The sequence below is a fragment of the Burkholderia sp. CpTa8-5 genome (genome assembly GCF_017815045.1).
Lineage (GTDB): Bacteria > Pseudomonadota > Gammaproteobacteria > Burkholderiales > Burkholderiaceae > Burkholderia > Burkholderia sola.
In genome coordinates this window covers 135,115-155,487 of record NZ_JAGIQD010000001.1, presented here as the reverse complement: position 1 = coordinate 155,487, position 20,373 = coordinate 135,115, and the positions used below count along the sequence as shown (strand labels likewise).

The 20,373-nt window shown below is 69.7% G+C and carries 19 protein-coding genes; 12 read left to right on the top strand and 7 right to left on the bottom strand.

Features of this window, described 5'->3' with window-relative positions:
- Positions 1–14 precede the first annotated feature (14 nt).
- The 11 genes from J8I35_RS00740 to J8I35_RS00690 are packed head-to-tail and all read left to right on the top strand — an operon-like array spanning position 15 to position 11,944.
- Positions 15–1,604, top strand: coding sequence for an acyl-CoA ligase (AMP-forming), exosortase A system-associated (locus J8I35_RS00740; RefSeq protein WP_209924211.1), 1,590 nt, complete (start codon positions 15–17; stop codon positions 1,602–1,604).
- The gene (locus tag J8I35_RS00735; RefSeq protein WP_209924210.1) at positions 1,601–2,695 is read left to right on the top strand and encodes a hypothetical protein; all 1,095 of its coding nucleotides are present in this window, start codon (positions 1,601–1,603) and stop codon (positions 2,693–2,695) included. The genes J8I35_RS00740 and J8I35_RS00735 overlap by 4 nt, the downstream gene beginning before the upstream one ends.
- Positions 2,695–4,545, top strand: a complete 1,851-nt coding sequence (locus J8I35_RS00730; protein WP_050013581.1) for an acyl-CoA dehydrogenase — start codon at positions 2,695–2,697, stop codon at positions 4,543–4,545. Before J8I35_RS00735 ends, J8I35_RS00730 begins: the two co-directional genes overlap by 1 nt.
- A 1-nt stretch (position 4,546) precedes the next feature.
- The gene (locus J8I35_RS00725; protein ID WP_050013582.1) at positions 4,547–5,794 is read left to right on the top strand and encodes a citrate/2-methylcitrate synthase; all 1,248 of its coding nucleotides are present in this window, start codon (positions 4,547–4,549) and stop codon (positions 5,792–5,794) included.
- 28 nt (positions 5,795–5,822) lie between these two features.
- Positions 5,823–6,485: a class I SAM-dependent methyltransferase gene (locus tag J8I35_RS00720; protein WP_050013583.1), complete on the top strand. Its 663-nt coding sequence runs from the start codon at positions 5,823–5,825 to the stop codon at positions 6,483–6,485.
- Between the two features lie 3 nt (positions 6,486–6,488).
- Complete coding sequence (locus tag J8I35_RS00715) at positions 6,489–7,562, top strand: TauD/TfdA family dioxygenase (protein ID WP_050013584.1); 1,074 nt, start codon at positions 6,489–6,491, stop codon at positions 7,560–7,562.
- An 11-nt stretch (positions 7,563–7,573) separates the two neighbouring features.
- Positions 7,574–8,587 carry an ABC transporter ATP-binding protein gene (locus J8I35_RS00710; protein WP_050013653.1) on the top strand — a complete coding sequence of 338 codons (1,014 nt, stop codon included), beginning with the start codon at positions 7,574–7,576 and terminating at the stop codon, positions 8,585–8,587.
- Positions 8,580–9,659, top strand: coding sequence for an ABC transporter permease (locus J8I35_RS00705; protein WP_209924209.1), 1,080 nt, complete (start codon positions 8,580–8,582; stop codon positions 9,657–9,659). The genes J8I35_RS00710 and J8I35_RS00705 overlap by 8 nt, the downstream gene beginning before the upstream one ends.
- 37 nt (positions 9,660–9,696) lie before the next feature.
- Positions 9,697–10,239, top strand: coding sequence for a permease (locus J8I35_RS00700; RefSeq protein ID WP_124555100.1), 543 nt, complete (start codon positions 9,697–9,699; stop codon positions 10,237–10,239).
- Positions 10,240–10,241: 2 nt separating this feature from the next.
- The gene (locus J8I35_RS00695; protein ID WP_209924208.1) at positions 10,242–11,660 is read left to right on the top strand and encodes an FAD-binding oxidoreductase; all 1,419 of its coding nucleotides are present in this window, start codon (positions 10,242–10,244) and stop codon (positions 11,658–11,660) included.
- 32 nt (positions 11,661–11,692) lie between these two features.
- The gene (locus J8I35_RS00690; RefSeq protein ID WP_176015874.1) at positions 11,693–11,944 is read left to right on the top strand and encodes a hypothetical protein; all 252 of its coding nucleotides are present in this window, start codon (positions 11,693–11,695) and stop codon (positions 11,942–11,944) included.
- Positions 11,945–12,124: 180 nt separating this feature from the next.
- Here J8I35_RS00690 and J8I35_RS00685 read toward each other — a convergent pair whose 3' ends face one another.
- From J8I35_RS00685 to J8I35_RS00665, 5 genes are all read right to left on the bottom strand, one after another.
- Entirely contained in the window at positions 12,125–13,684 is a 1,560-nt protein-coding gene (locus tag J8I35_RS00685) for a methyl-accepting chemotaxis protein (RefSeq protein WP_209924207.1), read from the bottom strand.
- 182 nt (positions 13,685–13,866) lie between these two features.
- The gene (locus J8I35_RS00680; RefSeq protein ID WP_209924206.1) at positions 13,867–14,958 is read right to left on the bottom strand and encodes a lactonase family protein; all 1,092 of its coding nucleotides are present in this window, start codon (positions 14,956–14,958) and stop codon (positions 13,867–13,869) included.
- Between the two features lie 94 nt (positions 14,959–15,052).
- Positions 15,053–16,405, bottom strand: coding sequence for a TRAP transporter large permease (locus J8I35_RS00675; RefSeq protein ID WP_006481162.1), 1,353 nt, complete (start codon positions 16,403–16,405; stop codon positions 15,053–15,055).
- Positions 16,406–16,409: 4 nt separating this feature from the next.
- Positions 16,410–16,988: a TRAP transporter small permease gene (locus J8I35_RS00670; protein WP_050013591.1), complete on the bottom strand. Its 579-nt coding sequence runs from the start codon at positions 16,986–16,988 to the stop codon at positions 16,410–16,412.
- The gene (locus tag J8I35_RS00665) at positions 16,985–17,971 is read right to left on the bottom strand and encodes a TRAP transporter substrate-binding protein (protein ID WP_050013592.1); all 987 of its coding nucleotides are present in this window, start codon (positions 17,969–17,971) and stop codon (positions 16,985–16,987) included. Before J8I35_RS00665 ends, J8I35_RS00670 begins: the two co-directional genes overlap by 4 nt.
- Positions 17,972–18,427: 456 nt before the next feature.
- Between J8I35_RS00665 and J8I35_RS00660 the strand changes: the two genes are divergently transcribed.
- The gene (locus tag J8I35_RS00660; RefSeq protein WP_050013593.1) at positions 18,428–18,622 is read left to right on the top strand and encodes a hypothetical protein; all 195 of its coding nucleotides are present in this window, start codon (positions 18,428–18,430) and stop codon (positions 18,620–18,622) included.
- Between the two features lie 35 nt (positions 18,623–18,657).
- Here J8I35_RS00660 and J8I35_RS00655 read toward each other — a convergent pair whose 3' ends face one another.
- Together J8I35_RS00655 and J8I35_RS00650 are read right to left on the bottom strand one after the other, a co-directional pair.
- Positions 18,658–19,749, bottom strand: coding sequence for a helix-turn-helix transcriptional regulator (locus J8I35_RS00655; protein ID WP_050013594.1), 1,092 nt, complete (start codon positions 19,747–19,749; stop codon positions 18,658–18,660).
- Between the two features lie 193 nt (positions 19,750–19,942).
- The gene (locus J8I35_RS00650; RefSeq protein WP_089490112.1) at positions 19,943–20,194 is read right to left on the bottom strand and encodes a hypothetical protein; all 252 of its coding nucleotides are present in this window, start codon (positions 20,192–20,194) and stop codon (positions 19,943–19,945) included.
- Between the last annotated feature and the right edge of the window lie 179 nt (positions 20,195–20,373).

Here is a 20,373-nt window from a genome sequence, read left to right as displayed (position 1 = left end):
CCGAGGAGCCGATCATGAACGCATTGATCAGCATCGCCGACCTGCTCGAACACGGCGCCGAGCGCTGGCCGCATCGTCCGGCGTATGCCGACGGCGGCGGCACCCTGACTTACGACCAGCTCGCGCGCGCGGTCCGGCGCGCCGCCGCCGCGCTCGCCTCGCGCGGCGTGCGACCCGGCGAACGCGTCGCGATCTACGCGCCGAAGCGCATCGAAACCGTGGTCGCGATGCTCGCGGCCAACGCACTCGGCGCGATCTTCGTGCCGGTCAATCCGCAGTTGAAGGAAGCGCAGATCGAACACATCGTCGCCGACAGCGGCGCCGCGCTGTTCGTGACCGGCGCGCAGCGGCTCAAGCGCCTGCCAACACTCGCCGCGCTCGTCGGCGAACGCACGCTGCTGATCGAGGAATTGGCCGATGCGATCGAAGCGGCCGACACCGACGCGCCGGCGTCGGCATCGGCAGCGCCCCCCTTCGGCCGCCCGGTCGACGACGATCCGGCCGCGCTGCTCTACACGTCGGGCTCGACCGGCAAGCCAAAAGGCGTCGTCGTGTCGCATCGCAACCTGGTATCGGGCGCGTTCAGCGTCGCCGCGTACCAGCATCTCGCCGAAGACGACGTCGTGCTCGGCGTGCTGCCGCTCAGCTTCGACGCGGGCCTGAGCCAGCTGACGACCGCGCTCGCGTCCGGCGCGTGCTACACGCCGCTCGACTTCCTGCAGCCGGCCGAAGTGCCGCGCCATTGCGAAGCGTTCGGCGTCACGTCGATCACCGGCGTGCCGCCGCTGTGGATGCAGCTGACGTCGGCCGGCTGGAGCGACAGCACACGCACGCGGGTCCGCCGCTTCGCGAACACCGGCGGCCATCTCGCGACGCCGCTGCTGCATCGCCTGCAAGCGCTGTTCACGCAGGCGTCGCCGTACCTGATGTACGGGCTGACCGAAGCGTTCCGCTCGACCTACCTGCCGCCCGCGGACGCGGCGCTGCGCCCGACGTCGATCGGCAAGGCCGTGCCGAACGCGGAGATCCTCGTGCTGCGCGCGGACGGCAGCGAATGCGCGGCCGACGAGCCCGGCGAACTCGTGCATCGCGGCGCGTTCGTCACGCTCGGCTACTGGAACCGGCCGGAGCTGACCGCGCAGCGCTTTCGGCCGCTGCCGCGCCGCCACGGCGAAATCCCCCGCCCGGACGTCGCCGTGTGGTCCGGCGACATCGTGCGGCGCGACGCGGACGGCTACCTGTACTTCGTCGCGCGCGGCGACGACATGATCAAGACGTCCGGCTATCGCGTGAGCCCGACCGAGGTCGAGGACGTGCTGTTCGCGCTGCCGCACATCCGCGAGGCTGCCGTATTCGGCGTCCCGCACCCGGCGCTCGGCGAGGCGATCGCCGCGTGCGTCGTGTCGACGCTCGACGCCGACGCGTGCCGCGCCGACATCGCCCGCGCATGCCGCGACGCGTTGCCCACCTACATGAACCCGCTCGTCGTCGAGCCGCTGCCCGCGTTGCCGCGCAACCCGAACGGCAAGATCGACCGACCGGCGCTGAAAGCGCAGTATCGCGACGCGTTCGCGCGCCCGAACCTCGAGGAGACCGCCGCATGACCCTGTCGACGCTCGATGAAACCTGTGTCGGCGCGCCGCGCGTCGCCGCGCCCGGCATGCTCGCGCTGTCCGGCGGCGTCGTGGTGCTGCCGCCCGCCGTCGTGTTCAGTGCGATCCAGGCGCAGGAACGCCATCCCGGCTACCGGCACCTGCTGCTGCCGCAGGCGCGCTTTGCGCGGCCGCGCGGCCTGGGCGCGCTGACGCCCGACGAAGGCACGCGTCTCGCGCCGGGCGGCCGGCCCGCGCTGCGCGTCGCGCCGCCCGGGCGCAGCCTCGCCGATCTCGCCGCCGATGCCGCGCTCGACCTGCGCGACCAGCTCGGCTCCGGCGCGCTGGCCCGCACGACGCATGTGATCGTCGCCAGTTGCGCGCTCAACGAAGGCATCGGCGACTCGGTCGTCGGCCGCATGCAGTACGAACTCGGGCTGCAGCGCGTGACGCCGTTCGCGCTCGGCCAGAACGGCACGCTCGGCTGGTATTCGGCGCTGATGCTGCTCGACGGGCTGCTGCGCGACGAAGGCGACCAGGCGCTCGTGATCCTCAGCGACAAGTGGCTCTACCCGTTCTTCCGCCAGTTCGGCGACCTGGTCGGCTACGGCGACGCGGCCGCCGCGATGCTCGTGTCGCGCGCAGGCCCGTCGCCCGAGCCGGCCGCGTGGGGCGGCGTGCGGTCCGTCGCGCTCGAATTCGGGCCGTCGATCGCCGATCCGTGGGCCGATGCGCCGGCCACGCTGCGCGACGCGCTCGCGCCGGTCGCCGCACGCGCGATCCGCCGCGCGCTCGACCAGGCCAACCTGCGTGCGAACCAGATCGACTGGTGCGTGCCGCCCGGCTTCGATCCCGGCTTCGCGGCGCGCGTGGCCGACGCCGCGTCGATTCCGGTCCCCGCGCGCATCCAGCACGACGGATCGGGCCATCTGTCGTCGGCCGAATCGGCCGCCGCGCTGATCCGGCTCGCGGGCGCGCTCGACGAAGGCGAACGCCGCACGGTGCTCGTATGGGATGCAGCGCTGCATGGCGCGGCGGCAGCAGCCGTCGTCGACCTGGCCGGCGGGCTCGACGCCGCACTCGATATCGAAGGAGACGCATGATGAGCGCCTACAAGGTCAGCCTGCGCGAGCTGCGCTTCTTTCTGTGGGAACTGTTCGAGGCCGACAAGCGGTTCCTGTCGGAACACGGCCTGTACGGCACGCACGATCGCGCGTCGATCGATGCGCTCCTCGAACGCGCACGCGATTTCGCGCTCGACCTCGGCCGCAGCTACCAGCAGGCGGACGTCGAGGGCTGCACGCTGCTCGACGACGGCCAGGTACGGATTCCTTCGCATTTCCACGCGTTGTGGGCGCGCTTTCGCGACGAGTGGTCGAACACGCTGTTCGGCACCGCGCACGGGCTGCCGCCGATCGTCACGCAGATGATCTACGAGATGTTCATGGGCGCGAATCCGTCGTTCATGACGTACGGCGGCTTCACGCGCCCCGCGGTCAAGCTGCTGCAGATGCACGGCACGCCGCACCAGAAGGCGCTGATCGCGCCGCTCGAAGCATACCGCTGGGATGCGTGCTTCTGCGCGACCGAACCGCAGGCCGGCACCGACCTGACCGCGGTCGCGCTGCGCGCGACGCCGCTCGAACGCGACATCTACGCGATCGACGGCGAGAAGGTCTATATCTCGGCCGGCATGCACGAGCTGACGGAAAACACGCTGTACTTCGTGCTCGGGCGCGTCGACACCGCGTCGCCGGATTCGTTCTCGCTGTCGTGCCTCGTCGTGCCGCGCTTCTGGCCCGACGAAACCACCGGCGAGCTGCAGCCGAACCACGTCGACTGCATCGGCCTGCCGCGCAAGATGGGGCTGAAGGGCTGCGCGAACACCCATCTCGTGTTCGGCTCGAACGGCACGACGAAAGGCTGGCTGCTCGGCGGCCGCCGCAACGTCGGCCTGCTGCAGCTGATGCCGCTGATGAACCAGGCGCGGATGAGCACCGGGATGTTCGGCGTCGGCGTCGCGTCGAGCGCGTACCTGCACGCGGTCGAGTATGCGGGCCGCCGGCTGCAGGGCCGGCCGATCGAGCGCGCGTCGAACACGAACGCGGCACGCGTCGCGATCGTCGAGCACGCGGACGTGCAGCGCATGCTGGTCGACATGAAAAGCCGCGTCGACGGCTGCCGCGGCCTGCTCGGCAAGCTCGCGGCGACCGCGACGCGCGCGGCGATGCTCGAGGCGACGCCGGACGCCGACCCGGCCGAGATCGAGCGTCATCGCAAGCTGCAACTGCTGCTGACGCCGATCTGCAAGGCGTTCATCTCCGATCAGGCGTGGCGGATCTGCGAAACGGCGATCCAGGTGCACGGCGGGCTCGGCTATACCGATGCGAGCCCGGTCGAGCAGAACGCGCGCGACGTGAAGATCCTGTCGATCTGGGAAGGCACGAACTACATCCAGGCGCAGGATCTCGTGCGCGACAAGCTCGGCTTCGGTCGCCATTCGCGGCTGATCCAGTACTACCGCGACGAACTCGACGCGTTCCTCGCGCAGCAGCATCAACCCGGCACGCATGTGGAATTGCGGCCGCTGTTCGATGCGCTGCGCGCGGGCGCCGACCGCATCGCCGCCGCGCTCGACGACATCGCGCGCGACGTGCAGGACGGCCATACGCATCGCAGCAGCCAGTTCTACACGCGCTTTCTGGAGATGTTCGGCGTGGTCACGTCGGCATGGGTGCTGCTCGAATCCGCGACGATCGCCGCGCGCCGGCTCGATGCGCCGGAAACGGCCGACGCGCCGGCCGAACTCGCGTTCTATCGCGGCAAGCTGAAAAGCGCGCGCTACTACTTCGCGAACGTGGTGCCCGTCGTCGACCAGCATGCGGCCGTGATCGCCGCGATGGCGCACGCGGCGATCAGCGTCAGCAGCGACGAACTCGCCGCGGTGGAATGACATGGACACGACGCTCGATTACGGCACCTCCGCCACCATCGCCGCGACCGACGATGCGCCGCGCAACCTGCTCGGCCGCCCGGCGACGCGCCATCGCGGCACCGACATCGACGGCGCGACGCTCGACCCCGAAGCGCTGCGCGTGCGCGATCTCGACCTGAACGCGCTGATCGGCGCGACGACGTTCGAAGGCGCGCTCGCGCATCTGTGGTTCGACGTCGCGCCCGGCAGCACCGACCATCGCGCGCACGAGGCGACGATCGGCGCGCGGCTCGCCGCGTTCGCCGACGCACTGGCGCCCGGCTCGGTCGCGCAGTCGGTCGCGGCCGAGCTCGGCGCGGCCGGCGTCGCTCCGGTGTTCGCGGCCGCGTCCGGCCTGCTGCGCGGCCTCGACGACGTGACCGCACGCGTACATGGCGCGGCGCCGGACGATGCCGATCTCGACACGATGCTGCGATGCGCGGCCGCCGCACCGTTTCTACTGCATGCGGCGATCGAGGGCCGGCCGTTCGCGGCAGGCGCGGGCGCTGGCAGCACGGCGCTCGACGCAGCGCAAACACAAGCGCAACGCATGCTCGTGCTGACCGGCGCGACGCGCCACGACGCACCGGCGCAAGCGGCGATGGACATGCTGCTCGTCGCGTGGCACGCGGGCTTCGGCTACATCACGCCGACCGTGCTCGCGCCGCGCGTCGCGATCGGCACCGGCGTCACGCTGACCCAGGCCGTCGCATCCGGCTTTCTCGCGAGCGGGCCGTCGCACGTCGGCGCGGCGCTCGAAGCGATGCAGTGGCTCGCCGCGCTCGCGCAGTCGGTGCCGGGCGGCGCCGGTGCGCGGGCCGCGGCGCTCGATACGGCCGGGCGCGCGGCGATCGACGCGGCGGTCGACGCGAAACGTACGCTGTACGGCTTCGGCCATCCGCTGTTCGTCGCCGATCCGCGTCCGCCGCACATACGTGGCCGGTTGACGGAAGCACGCTTCGACGGCCGATACATGACGCTGTTCGACGCGTGCTGCGCGCAGGCCGACGCGCGCCGCGCGCTGCGGCCGAACATCGATTTCCTGACCGCCGCGACGCTGCTCGAACTCGGCGTCGCCGCGCCGTCATGGGGCGTCGGCGTCGGGCTCGGCGCACGCATCGCGGCGATGGCCGCGCATGCCGTGGAACGGCGCCGCCGCCCGGCGTTCGGCGTCAACAGCGCGACCGCGCGACGGCTGCTGGCCGCCGTGCCGGTCGGCTGGCTGTGAACCCTCACCCTTTCGCACAAGGAACGTCATGCTGCTCAAGAACCTGCGCCCGGCGAACGACTACGATCGCTTCGCCACCGAAACGCTCGAACCGTGGGACCTGCTGTTCATCAGTCGCATCCGCCAGCTCGCGCGCGGGATGACGGCCGGCACGATCGCCGATATCGGCACGGCCACCGGCGTCGTGCCGGTGCGGCTCGCGACCGATCCGGCGATGCGCGGCTGGCGCTACGTCGGCATCGACCTCGATCCGGCGATGCTCGACGAAGGCCGCCCGCGCATCCGCGAACTGGGGCTCGCCGACACGATCGAGATGCGCGTCGGCGACGCACTCGCGCTGCCGTTCGACGACGGCACGCTGACGATGGCGGTCGGCCGCGCGACGCTGCACCACCTGCCCGACAAGGCGCTCAGCCTGACCGAGATGTATCGCGTGCTGGAGCCGGGCGGCATCGCGCTCGTGCACGACATGCGCCGCGACGCGCCGCAGCACCTGCTTGACCGCTTCACCGAGATGCGCGCGGCCGCCGACTATCCGCCGACCCACGTCGAGGAAAAGATCACGCTCGACGAAGCGCATGCGCTGGTGGCCGAAGCCGGCCTGACTGCCGTTGCGTCGATCTACAGCCCGAGCATGGGGCTCGGCGCGCTGGGCTTCGAAATCCTGCTGAAGAAACCGGCGCTGGCCTGAGCGATGACCGATCTCGCCTTCCTCGCCGCGCATGCGGCCGTGCGGCTCGGCGCCGACGACGTGCAGTGCGCGCCGGTCGCGCCCGGCGCGACGCTGCCGCTGTGCGTGACGCCGCGCAGCGCCGAACTCGCGACGTCGCCGGAGATGTTCGTCGCGTGGTACCGCTCGCGGCTCGACACGATCGACACGCTGCTCGATGCATGCGGCGCGCTGCTGTGGCGCGGCTTCGCGGTGCCCGACACCGCCGCGTTCGGCCGCCTCGGCGCGCTGTATCCGGCGCACGCGAACGGTTATACGGCAGGCGCCGCCCCGCGCCGGCAGATCGACGGCCAGGTCTATGAATCGACCCGCATGCCGCCGCCGTTCAGGATCGGGCTGCATCAGGAGATGGCCTACATGCCCGCGTTCCCGCGCCTCGTCGCGTTCTACTGCCGGCAACCGGCCGACGCGGGCGGCGAAACGCCGATCTGCGACATGCGGCGCGTGACCGCGCGCGTGCCGGCCGCGCTGCGCGCGCGGTTCGCCGAGCGCGGCGTGATGTATCTGCGCAATTTCGCGGCGCCGGGCGACCGCGCGGACGGCCTCGCCGCGAACCCGAACCTGCCGTTCGCCGCGTACCACCGGCCGTGGGACGACGCGTTCGGCACGACGGCGCGCGACGAGGTCGAACGGCTGTGTGCGGAACGCGGCGTCGGCTGCCGCTGGCTCGACGACGGCAGCGTGACCGTGTCGCACGTCGGCAGCGCGCTGCGCACGCATCCGCGCACCGGCGAGACGGTGTGGTTCAACCAGGCGAGCGCGCAGCACCCGAACCCGCGTTCGATGGGCGAGCTCAGCTATCGCTACCTGCAGCGCATCTACGGCGCGCGCGCTGCGTTCCCGTACGAGATCCGCTACGGCGACGGCGCGCCGATGCCGTTCGACGATCTGGCGGCAATCTACGACGCGCTCGACGACGAGGAATGCGCGTTCCCGTGGCAGGCCGGCGACGTGCTCGTCGTCGACAACATGCTGGTCGCGCACGGCCGCAACCCGTACCGGGGCGCGCGCGACACGCAGGTCATGCTGTTCGACTGAGGATGCCGACGATGAGCGTTTCGTTTCTTGCGTCCGTGCGCGCGATGTTCGGCCCGCCCGCCGCGTTCGACCGGCCGCAGCGCGCGGGCACGCCGCCGCTGCCCGACGCGCATGCGCCGGGCGCGGCGCTCGGCGCACGCGCGATCGACGTCGCGGCCGGCGACTTTCGCTTGTCCGCGCGCCACGTGCGGTTCCGGCTCGGCGCGATCACCGCGATCGTGGGGCCGAACGGCTCGGGCAAGACCACGCTGCTCGAGACGCTGCTCGGCTTCCGGCGCGGCGGCAGCGACGTGCGCGTGCTCGACGTGCCGGCCGAACGCTTCATGCGCGATTCGCGGTCGCTGCGGCGGCTCGGCGCGCAATTGCAGAAGGTCGAGTATCCGGACCATCTGCGTGTGTCGGAGATCGTCGCGCTGCACCGCGCGATGTACGCGCACACCGATGCGGCGATCACCGACGCGCTCGGCATCGCCGAACTGCTCGACAAGCCGTGCCGCGCGCTGTCGAAGGGGCAGCGCCAGCGCGTGGACCTGTACGTCGCGCTCGCGCACCGGCCGGAGCTGGCCGTGCTCGACGAGCCGTTCACGGGGCTCGACCGCCGCTATGCGGGCGTCGTGATCGACCTGCTGCGCCATCGCGCGAGCGGCACGAGCGTCGCGATGATCTGCCATTCCGACGAAGAGCTGAGCGTGGTCGACGATCTCGTGTGGGTGCGCGACGGCGGCGTGCGCTACCAGGGCGACCAGGACACGCTGCGCGCCAGGCTCGTCGGCGATGCGCGCGCGGTCCTGCATTGCCGCGACGAAGCCGACGCGCGCGCGCTGCGCAAGCGGCTCGCGGCGCTGCCCGGCGTGACCGGCGTGCGCGTATCGGCCGCGCATGTGGTCGAGGCGTTCGGCGATGCGACGCTGCATCCGAACGTGCACCGGATCGTCGGCGAACAGGGCATCCAGCATCTCGCGCTCGCGCCGAGCACGCCGGGCGACCTGCTGCGCCTGTGCACCGAGGGCCCGACCCATGACTAAGGTGTTCCTGATCCTCGTGCGCAACGAGCTGCTCGGCTATCTGCGCAGTCGCTCGTCGCTGTTCTGGACGCTCGTGTTCCCGGTGTTCCTGCTGAGCGTGATGCTGTTCGCGTTCGGCGGCTCGGGCTCGCTCGGCACGGCCGACCTCGCGTTCGACCTGCCCGGCGGCGCGACACCGTACAACCAGGCGTGCCAGGCGCAGATCGTCGCCAGCCTGTCGCACAGCGACACGGTGAAGGCGACCTTCGGCGGGCGCGGCGCGCCGGCCGATCGCGTGACCGTCGTGCTCGGCGCGGACGAACGCACGCCGGCGACGATCCGCTACGACTTCAACGGCTCGCTCGCGGTAAAGGCCGCGTCGCGCGTCGTCGAGATCGCGCTCGCGCGCTGCGCCGCGCAGCGGCTCGGGCTGCCGGCCGCGCAGGCGCGCTTCGAGAACGCCGCCCCCACGCGCCGCCCGTTCGACTATGGCGCATTCTTCGCGACCGGCATCCTGGTGATGGCGTTCATGGCGATCGGCCTCAATTCGACGACCACCGCGATCGCCGCGCTGCGCGAGCGCAATACGTTCAAGCTCTACGTGTGCTTCCCGGTGTCGCGCGGCGTGTTCCTCGCCGCGCTGATCGTCGCGCGGATGGCGATGATGGCGCTGTCGGCGCTCGTGCTGCTGACGGTCGCGCGCGTCGCGTTCGGCATCGCGCTGCCGATCGCGACGCCGGACGGGCTGCGCGCGTTGCCGATCGTGCTGCTCGGCGCGGCGATGGTGCTGAGCATCGGCGTGCTGCTGGCGAGCCGCACGCGGTCGCTCGCAGCCGCCGAACTCGCGTGCAACGTCACCTACTACCCGCTGCTGTTCTTCAGCGACCTGACGATCCCGATGCACGACGCGCCCGCGTGGCTGAAGGCGGGGCTCGCGTTCCTGCCGACCAACCAGTTCGCGGTCGCGCTGCGCGGCGCGCTGGTCGACGGCGCGTCGTACGCGCAGCTCGCGCCGCAACTGCTCGGCATGGCCGCGTGCACCGCGCTGTTCCTGTTCGCCGCCGCGCGGCTGTTCCGCTGGCACGACGCGTGACGCGTCGCCACGCTGTTTCGACGAAGGAGAGACACCGATGAAATCGAACCATCCCATAACCGACTACCTGCTGCACGCGAGCAACTTCCTGCCGGCGATCGTGTTCCTGTTCTACGGCCGGCTCGGCCCCGAGCAGCCGGACCTGCGCTGGACCCATGCGTTCCTGATCGGCGGCGTGCTCGCGCTCGTGCACGGCGCGTGGCTGATGCGCCGCGCGGAGCGCAACAGCATCGCGATCGGCGTCGACCTGTTCCTCGTGATCGGCGCGGTGCTCGCGCTCGTGTCGCCGACAGGTAGCCGTCTGTGGGGCGAGGAACTCGGGCCGGCCGCGATGCTCGTCTGCGTGCTGGTGGTCGGCATCGTGCATACCGCTTGGTCGGACGGCGGCTTCGTCGACGGCACGTTCGTCGACCATGCGCGCACGCGTTCGCTGTCGCTCGTGCTGCTTGCGGTTACCGTCGTCGCGCTCGCGGTGTCGATTGCGATGCGCCACAGCCCGCTGTGGGGCGGCGTCGTGCCGCTGATCGCGCTCGTCGTCGTGCGCGGCCGGCTGCGCAAGCAGCTCGCGCGAGCACGCTGACGATGAACGCGTTGCCCGCACTCGCGGCACACGCCGCGCAACGGCACGCGCTCGCCGCGGCGCTCGGCGACGGCTGGCTCGAAGGCACGGCCTGCGAGCCGTATGCGGCCGACGTCATGCAGCACGGCGGCGTGCCGCTCGGCGTCGCGCGGCCGGCATCGACCGCCGACGTGCGCGCGCTCGCCCGCGTCGCCGTCGCGCACCGGATCGCGCTCGTCGCCCAGGGCGCACGCAGCGGGCTCGTCGGCGCCGCCGTGCCCGATCGCAGCGGCACGCAATGCGTGGTGTCGTTCGAGCGGATGCGCGCCGTTCGCGCGTTCGATCCGGCCAATCGCAGCATCACGGTCGACGCCGGCGTGCGGCTGTCCGACCTCAATCGCGTGGCGGGCGAAGCCGGCCTCTGCGTGCCGATCGATCTCGGCAGCGATCCGGCGGCCGGCGGCCTCGTTGGCGCGAACGCGGGCGGCAGCCGCCTGGTCAAGTACGGCGATGTGCGCCGTCACGTGCTCGGCGTCGAAGTCGTGCTCGCGGACGAAGCCGGCACCGTGATCGACGCGCTCGCGCCGCTGCGCAAGCGCAACGCGGGCTTCGACGTCGCGCAATGCTTCATCGGCGCGAACGGTGCGAACGGGCTGGTCACCGCCGTGTCGTTCGCGCTCGCGCCGCTCGAACGGTCGTCGTGCGCGGCGTTCGTCGCGTTCGCGTCGTACGACGCCGCGCTCGCCGGCCTGCTCGCGTTCGAACGCGCATTCGGCGAGATGCTGTCCGCGTTCGAGTTCATGTCGGCGGCGACGGTCGGCTGCGTCGCCGCGGCGTTTCCGGCATTGCGCGTGCCGTTCGAGCCCGGTGAAGCCGGATGCTACGCGCTCGTCGAAATCGCGACCGGCATGCCGGGGCTCGATGCGCTGCTCGAGGAACGCACGGTCGCGACGCTCGATGCGCTCGCGAACGAACGCGTCGTACTCGACGCGGCGTGCGCGCCGGCCGAACGGTTCTGGCGGATTCGCGACGCGCTGCCGGCCGCGGTCGCGCTGGACGGCCTGCCGCTGTCGTTCGACGTGTCGTTTCCGCGCGGCGCGCTGGCCGGATTCGTCGCCGATGCCGAGCAGTGGCTCGCCGCCGCGCATCCGGCGCTGCGCTGTCATGCGTTCGGCCATTTCGGCGACGGCGGCTGCCATCTCGTCGTGTCGATTCCGCCTACCGCGGCGCAACGCTACGGGCCGCTGCAGCAAGTGGCGCTGCGCGGCGCGCTGTACGACCGCGTCGTGCAGGCAGGCGGCTGCTTCAGCGCGGAGCATGGCGTCGGGCCGGTCAATATCGCGTACTACCGCAAGCACGTGCCGGCCGCGCAACGGCAACTCGCCGGCGCCGTCCAGCACGCGATCGATCCGCTCGGCCTGGTCGGGCGGGTCCGTTACTGATGCACCGCTTCGACACCCCACGGAGAATTCGCATGATGTCGCCCCGCCCGCCCAGCCCCGCCGTCGCCGTCGAGCCGGACGACGATCCGTCGTCCGCGGGCATTTCCACGCTGCCCGACTCCGGTGCGATGGTCAACGTGCGCGGCGTCGCGTATGTCATTGAATTGCCGCCGCGTGACCATGCGCGGCCGGCGCTGTGGCGCGAGCTTGCGCACTGGCGCAACGATCGGTCGGGCGATCACGCATCGGATGGCGACGCCGAGCGGGATGCACCGCAGGGTTAGGTGAGCGTTCGCGTCGCTCCGTGCGGCCGTGACGAGCGGCCGCGCGCGGTCGTCGATGTCGATGTCGATGTCGATGTCGATGTCGATGTCGATACAAGTGGGACGGCGGCTACCGGTGCCGACTCCGGTGACCGCAACGCTTCGCGCGGCATGCCGAACACGGCAGCTTCGGCCGACGGCTCACCCCGCCCGCGCCACCCGGAAGACCGACATCGCGACCTGCATCGAACCGGCCTGCTGCTCGAGCGCCGTCGCGGCCGCACTGGCCTGTTCGACCAGCGCGGCGTTCTGCTGCGTCATCTGGTCCATCTGCGTAACGGCCTGCCCGACCTGGTCGATGCCCGCGCTCTGCTCGACGGTGGCCGTCGTGATCTCGGTCATGATCGTCGCCACGCGCCGCACCGACGACACGATCTCTTCCATCGCGTGCCCTGCCTGCGTCACGAGCGCATTGCCGTCGCGCACGTCGTCGATCGACGCGCCGATCAGCTGCCGGATCTCGCGCGCGGCGCCCGCGCTGCGTTGCGCGAGCGTGCGCACCTCGCTGGCGACGACCGCGAAGCCGCGCCCGTGTTCGCCCGCCCGTGCCGATTCGACCGCCGCGTTGAGCGCGAGGATATTGGTCTGGAAGGCGATCCCGTCGATCATTCCGGTGATTTCCGCGATCTTCTGCGAGCTCGTGTTGATCACGCCCATCATGTCGACCGCGCGGCCGACCAGTTCGCCGCCGTGCTGCGCGAGGTCCGCCGCGCTGGCCGCGAGCGTGCTCGCCTGCTGCGCATTGTCCGCGTTCTGGCGCACCGTCGACGTCAGCTGCTCCATGCTCGCGGCCGTTTCCTCGAGCGACGCCGACTGCTGCTCGGTACGGCTCGACAGGTCGAGGTTGCCGGCCGCGATCTCGCGTGCGGCCGTATGAATCGCATCGCTGCTGTCGCGCATGCCGGTGACGGTCGCCGCGAGCCCCGCCTGCATCCGCTTCATCGCCGCGAACAACTGGCCGATTTCGTTGCCGCCGGCATCGGGCACCGTCACGGTCAGGTCGTTCGACGCGATGCGGTCGAGCAGCGCGGCCGCGTTCGCGAGCGGCCGCGACACGATCGCGCGCAGCGCGAAGTGCGTCGCGATGATCAGCGCGAGCGCCAGCGCGACGCCGATCCCGACCATCGCGATGATGCGCGTATAGGCGGCGTTGTCGGCGTCGATCGTGTCTTCCGCCAGTTGGTTGGCGGTGCGCTGGAATTTCTCGACGTTCGCCGAATACACCTGGCCGGCGAGCGTGATTTCCTTGTCGTTGATCGCCGCATACGCGGCGGTGTCGCCGTTGCGCAGCGCATCGGCCGCCCGCGCGAGCACGCTCGCGAGATGCGTCGACGACTCGACGAGCGCCTGCTTCAGGTCCGCGCCGAGGCTGCCGACCGGCGCGGCATCCTTGAACGCCTGCGTTTCCTTCGCGGACAGGTCGAACGTGCGTTGCGCGCTTTGCAGCGCCGAGTCGCGCTGGGCCGGATCGTCGTGCTCCTTCAGCGCCGAATACGCGCGGACGAGCGCCGAGCGCGTACGCGTGCTGTCCTTGTAGGCGTCGTTGACGAGCGACGTCTGCGCCGCGATTTCGTGCAGGCGCTTCGCGTTCGTGTTCGCGCCGCCGAGCGCGACGATCCCGACGATGCCGCCGACGACGATCATCGCGGCAAATGCAGCGAGCACGGCGAGCAAACTGCTTTTCACTTTCAGATCGCGCATGGCGAATCGACTCCCGAAGTTATCCCTTGTCGGTTAACGACGGCAATTACGCCAACTTGAGCCGATTGACCGGAATTTCGCCGCGCGATCGTGCGGCGCGCGCAAGCGCGCGCGTGCGTGTGCATCCGGTTCGCGCAACGAGCGGCACGCGATCGACGCCGCCCGTTGCGCCGCCCGCCGAATCAGTTCGTCCCGTCGTACGTGACGATCTCGATCCAGTTTGCGCCCTTGCCGACCGGATACTTGCCGATCGCGTCGAGATGCCCGGTATCGCGATCGATCCGGTACACGGCCAGCGTCGGCGACAGTTGCCCCGCGGCGAGCAGATACTTGCCCGACGGATCGATCGCGAAGCCGCGCGGCTGCCGCTCGGTCGCGAACGTGCCGATCCGCGCGAGCCTGCCCGACTTCGCGTCGACGCGATACGCGGCGAGCGTGCTCGACGTGCGCTCCGATGCATACAGGAATTTGCCGTCGGGCGTGAGATGCAAGTCAGCGCCCCACGGCTTGTCGCCATGGAAATCCGGCGGCAGGATCGACACGGTCTGGATCGGCCGCGCGTCGGCGCCGCCGCGCGACAGCGCGAGCACGTGCAGCTTGCCGTCGAGTTCGTCGATCAGGTAAGCGAAGCGCCCATTCGACGAGAACACGAAATGGCGCGGGCCCGATTTGTCGGGCAGCCGGTACGCGGGCGTCGTATCGTCGGTCAGCGTTCCCGTCGACGCATCGAACGGCAAACGCAGCCACGCATCGGCGCCGAGCACCGACGCGAACGCATAGCGGCCGTCCGGCGACTGGCGGATCGCGTGCGCCATCGGGCCGGTCTTCACCGTCTGCTGCACGTCGCCCGCGACGCCGTCCGCGCCGATCCGGTTCACCGCGAGCAGGTTGCCGCCGTACGACGCCGAGAGCAGGTAGCGGCCCGACGCATCGGTCGACACGTACGCCATGCTCTCCGCGAGCGGCGCGCGGCCCAGCTCGATCAGCCGCCCGTCGAGCGGATTGATCGCGAAGCTGACGACGCGATACGGCGTCGAGCGCAATGCCGCGTACAGGCGCCGATGATCGGGCGACAGCGCCATCGGCATCACGGTGCCGCCGACCGGCACCGTCTCGATCGCGGTCAGCGCACCGTTCGACGTATCGACGCCGAACACCGAGATGTCGCGGCTGTCGCTGTTCGACACGTACGCATACGTCGCCGCGTGCGCGAGCGACGCGGCCATCGTCAACGCAGCCGCCGCAACGGCGCGCCGCAGGAAAGTCGTTTTCATGGGAGGGGCGTGAAGTGAAGAAATAAAACCGCGGATGCGAACGCGGCGCCGGACCACCTCGGTCGTCCGGCGCCGCGAACGGCAAAACATCCGGTCAGAACACCGCGTGCCCGCTGATCAGGCTCGGCAGCCACGTCGAGAAGAACGGCATGTACGTGACGATGTTGATCGCACTGAAGATCGCGAGGTAGTACGGCCACGCCATCTTCGTCGTCTCGCCGATCGACACGTTGCCGATCGCGCAGCCGACGAACTGCACCGACCCGATCGGCGGATGCACGAGGCCGAGCGAGCAGTTCAGCAGCAGCATGATCCCGAACTGCACCGGCCCGACGCCGCACGCCATCGCGATCGGCAGGAACAGCGGCGTCGTGATCAGGATGTGCGCGGCCATGTCGACGAACGTGCCGAGGAACACCTGGATGATGTTGATGTACAGCAGCATCAGCCACGGCGCCGCGGTCGACTGCTTCAGCAGCCCTTCGATCGCATCCGGAATCTCCAGGTACGACATCTGGAAGCGCAGCATGTTGGACACCGCGATCAGCAGCAGCACGACACCCGTCGTGCGCGCCGCATGCGACAGCGCGCGGCGCAGCTTCTCGGCCGTCAGCGTGCGGTAGACCACCGCGGTCAGTACGAGCGAGTACACGACGGCGATCGCGGCCGCTTCGGTCGCGGTGGCGATGCCCTTCGCGACGCACACGAGGATGATCGCGATCACCATCAGCCCGGGCACCGCGCCGACGAAGCTGCGCAGCACCGCATACCAGCCGGGAAACCGCGGCAGCGCGGACGAGCCGTCCTCGCGGCGCGGATAGCCGTGACGCACGGCCTGCCAGTACGCGGCGGCGAGCACGAAGCCCATCACCCACAACACCGGCAGGAGCCCCGAGAACAGCAGGTCGCCGATCGACACGCCGCTCACCGGCTGGCCGTGCAGCATCCCGGTGATGCCCTGCGCGGCGAACGCGTAGATGATCATGTTGGTCGACGTCGGCATCAGCGCGCCGGCGAGCGATGCGTGCGTGGTCACATTCACGGCATACGCGGCGCTGTAGCCTTCGCGCTTCATCAGCGGAATCACCACGCCGCCCATCGCCGACGTATCGGCGGTCGGCGAGCCCGACACGCCGCCGAACAGCGTGCACGCGACGACGTTCGCCATCCCGAGGCCGCCGCGGAAGTGGCCGACGGTCGCCTGCGCGAAGCGCAGGATCCGGTCCGCGATGCCGCCATGCAGCATCAGCTCGCCGGAGAAGATGAAGAACGGCACCGCGAGGAACGAGAACGCGTTCATCCCCGAGATCATCGCCTGCATCGCGGTCGCGATCGGCAGGCCCTCGACCATGTAGGTCAGCACGCACGCAATGCCGAGCGCGAACGACACGGGCACGCCGAGCACGAGGAATATCAGAAAACTGACGGACAGGATCGCGAGTTCCATGGCGTTATTGTCCCGACGAAGAACGACGAAGCGCGAGCAGGTGCTCGAGCGAGAAGAAGATGATCGCAACCGCCGCGGGCATCGTGATCAGGTAGCGCACGCCTTCGGGCAGCCCGATGATCGGGATGCGGTCGCCCATCGTCTCGGCGGCCATGCTGCCGCAGCCGATCATGATCATGATCGCGAACGCGATCAGGCTCAGGTGCTGGATCGCGATGACGACCGTGCGCGCCTTCGGCGACAGCCGGCGCACCAGCGAATCGAGGCCGATGTGGCCGCCGTCGCGCACCTTCATCGCGGCGCCGAACATCGCGATCACGATCACGAGCAGCAGCGCGATCGGCTCGACGAAATCCGGCGCGTTCTCGAACACGTAGCGCATCACGACCGCGTAGAACACCAGCACCGTGAGCACCGCGAGGCACGCGGACGCGATCACGGCCAGCACGCGGAACAGCACGTCGTTCACGCAGCGCAGCAGCGGCGCGGCCGCGTGCGGCCGGCACGGCGTCGCGCCGTCGGCGGCCGCCGCGTCCGGCGAGCCCACGGTCGCGGCGCCATTCAGCGAAGTGCGACGCGTCACTTGGTGGCCTCGATCTCGTCGACGATCTGCTTCATCTGCGGCGTCTTTTCATACTTGGTCCACAGCGGCTGCATCGCCTTCACGAACGCCGCGCGGTCGATCTGCGCGGCCGGCAGGATCTTCGCGCCGCCCTTCGTCACCAGCTGCTGCGCGGACGCCTCGCGCGCGGTCCACAGCTTCTGGTAGTACGGCACCGAATCGGCCGCCGCCTTCCGGATCGCCGCCTGCTCCTGCGGCGACAGCGTGTCCCAGATCTTCTTCGAGAACACCAGCACTTCCGGCGTCATCGCATGCTGCGTTTCCGAGTAATCGGGCGCCACTTCGTAGTGCTTGGTTTCCTCGTACGACGGCAGGTTGTTTTCCGCCGCATCGACGAGGCCCGTCTTCAGGCCCGTGTATACCTCGGCGAACGGCATCGGCGTCGGCGTGCCGCCCATCGCGCGGATCTCGTCGACCATCAGGTCCGACGGTTGCACGCGCACCTTCAGCCCCTTCATGTCGGCCGGCGAGCGCACCGGGCGCTTCGCGTAGATCGAGCGCGCGCCGCTCTCGTAGAACGTCAGCGCGATCATCCCCTTCGCGGTAAACGCATCGAGGATCTTCTGGCCGGCCGGGCCGTACATCGCCTTGCGGAAATGGTCGACGTCGCGGAACAGGAACGGGAACGACGGGATCAGCGATTCCGGCACGATCTCGTTGAACGACGCGCCGTTCACGCGCGCCATGTCGATCGCGCCGATCCGCACCTGGTCGACCGTGTCCTTCTCGGAGCCGAGCGCGCTGTTGCCGAACACCTTGATCGAGTCCTTGCCGCCCGTCTGCTTCGACAGCGCGTCGCCCATGAACTTCACGGCCATGTTGGTCGGAAAATTGTCGCCGTGCACGTCCGCCGAGCGGAACACACGCGCCTGCGCGGACAGCGCGAAGCCGGCCATCAAGGCAACGGCCAGGGCGGTACGGGAGCCGGTGAATCGGTGCTTCATGGTGAGTCTCCTGGATGGTCGATCGTTGTTGTGCGGCGATCCGGCGGCCCGCGCGGACTTCCCCGACGCGCTTCCCCGAACCGCAGAGTCATACGTCGTATGACGTGTTGGGCAAATGTACGTCGGTTAATCGTTTAACTCACTTGGTGCATACCCCTATAACGGCTTTCATCAAGCGCTTACGGGGCGATCCGAAAGCTGGATGCTCCGTTTTCGTACTTTTTTGCGAAACGTTTTCCGGAAACGCTCGGCGAGCGGATTGGCCGTCGACGTCGCCGTTTCCACCCGCCTGACGGCCTTCTTTCGCTTCATCCATTGTTGTCATGCGATGACTGACAACAATATTGCCGCGCCGCCGCGATAACCCGCGCGATCGATCCGTGGTCGACGGGCGCGCCGCCTGACAGGCACGCGCGATGCGCGCCGCCACCGCGTGAAACGCGAAAGGAGCCAGTCATGTCGATCACGAAGCGATCAGCGCCGCCCGACCCGGCTACCCCGCCGAACGCCGGCGACGAAGGCCCTGCCGACGCGCCGGGCATCGGCGAGGACACGTGCCGCGTCTGCCGCGGCACCGGCATGGTGGAGGGACAGGCGTGCACCGTCTGCGGCGGGACCGGCAAGATCCTGCAGGGAATCGGCGGCGGATAGGTAAAAACGCAGGCGCGCCCGCGCGCATCGATCGCTCAGGTCTGCATGACCAGCGACGTCAGCTGCGCGGCGCGCGCCACGTCGGTCTTCGTGTAGATCGACTTGATCTGCGCGCGGACCGTGCCGATCGACACGCCGCGCAGCGCCGCGCATTCCTGCGGCGAGCGCCCGTCGCAGCACAGCAGCACGGCGAGATCGGCTTCCGCCGACGACAGCCCGTAGAACACCCGCAAGCGCTGCGCGCGCGCCGATGGCGAACGCAGGTCGGCGGCCGTCATCAGCGCCGCGACGCCGGGCCGTTCGCGCGCGAGGCGCGACTGTTCGGGAACGGGGATCAACGCAAGCGGCAGCGGCTCGCCGGTCGCACGACGCAGCAACAGCCCGCCGCGTGCGAATGCATGCCGCCATTGCGCATCGTCGACGCAGCCTTCCGGCGCGAAACGGCCGTTCAGGATCCGCAGCGCGGGTTCGGCGGCGATCAGCTGCTCGGCCGCGCGGTTCGTATAGCGCAGCTCGCGCTGCGCGCCGAGCAGGAATACCGGCACGGGCACCGCGTCGAGCGCCGATTCCGCGGCGGCCACGCGTGCTTCGAGCTCGCCGATGCGTGCGTGGATGCGCAGTGCGCGGCTGATGTGGGCGCCCATGATTTCGATGGTGCGGCGCTGCTCGTCGGACAGCCCTTGCGATTCGAGGCCGCTCTGTACGCTGAGGAAAGCGCTGGCGCCCTCGCCGCGATGGATGTACAGGCCCGAGATGCTGCCAAGCCCGAACGGCTGCAGGAATTCCCGATAGAACACGCCATGTGTGCGCTGCCGCACCGACAAGTGCCTGACGTCCTCGAACCAGCGCCCTGCCTGCCAGTCGGCGGCAACCGGCACGACCGGGTCGTACAGGTAGAACTCGGTGTTGTAGCGGCGGTGGCACGCGGCGACCCATGACGGATCGTCGCCGGCCGCCCGCTCGATCGCCGGCAGCCGCGCCGCGTCGTCGAACGACAGCAGCGTCGCCATGCGGACGCCGACGGACAAACGCAGCCCGTCCAGCACCGCTTCCCATCGCTGGTCGCCCAGCGCCGCAGCGTAGACGTCATCGATCCATGTCGATGGAACCACCCCGTTCATCTGCATCTGGCCACCCCGTGCCGTGCGTTTTTATCGAACGCCGTTCGGGCATCTTACTCAATCGGCCCCATTGTTCAAATTGCCGATGCAGGTTTGATCGAAATACCACGCTTATTACCGGTTCTCGTCAGACGTAACGCTCGTTTTCGACCGGGCGACGCGACGGGAACGCGTTTGGCCGCCCGGTCCGACGAGGCACTTACTTCATCGCGGTGAACCGCGCTTCCATCTCGTCGATCTTCGCGAGCACCGCTTCGCTCAGCTTTCTGACGTGACGCGGCACGTCGGGCGTCGACAGCAGTTCCTCGATACGCCCGCGCCAGTATCTCGGATGCCGGACGCGCCCCGCGCCCGACATCGACACATCGACGACGGCCGTCTCGCTGTCCAGCAGCGCCACCATTCTCTGGATGTGAGAGAGCTCACGTTCCACATAGTCTCGTGCGAGCATATCGATTGAAATTCCCCGAAATACGACATCAGGCCTTCCGTCACCCACGCGCGATCGTCCGCGGCGCCGACGACGCACCGCATACGTTGCGCATCAGCGTACGCGCCGATCATGTCAATCGATTGTGCGGACGCACACAGCGATCGACAAAGGAACGACAGGCCTGTCCGATTGTCCTG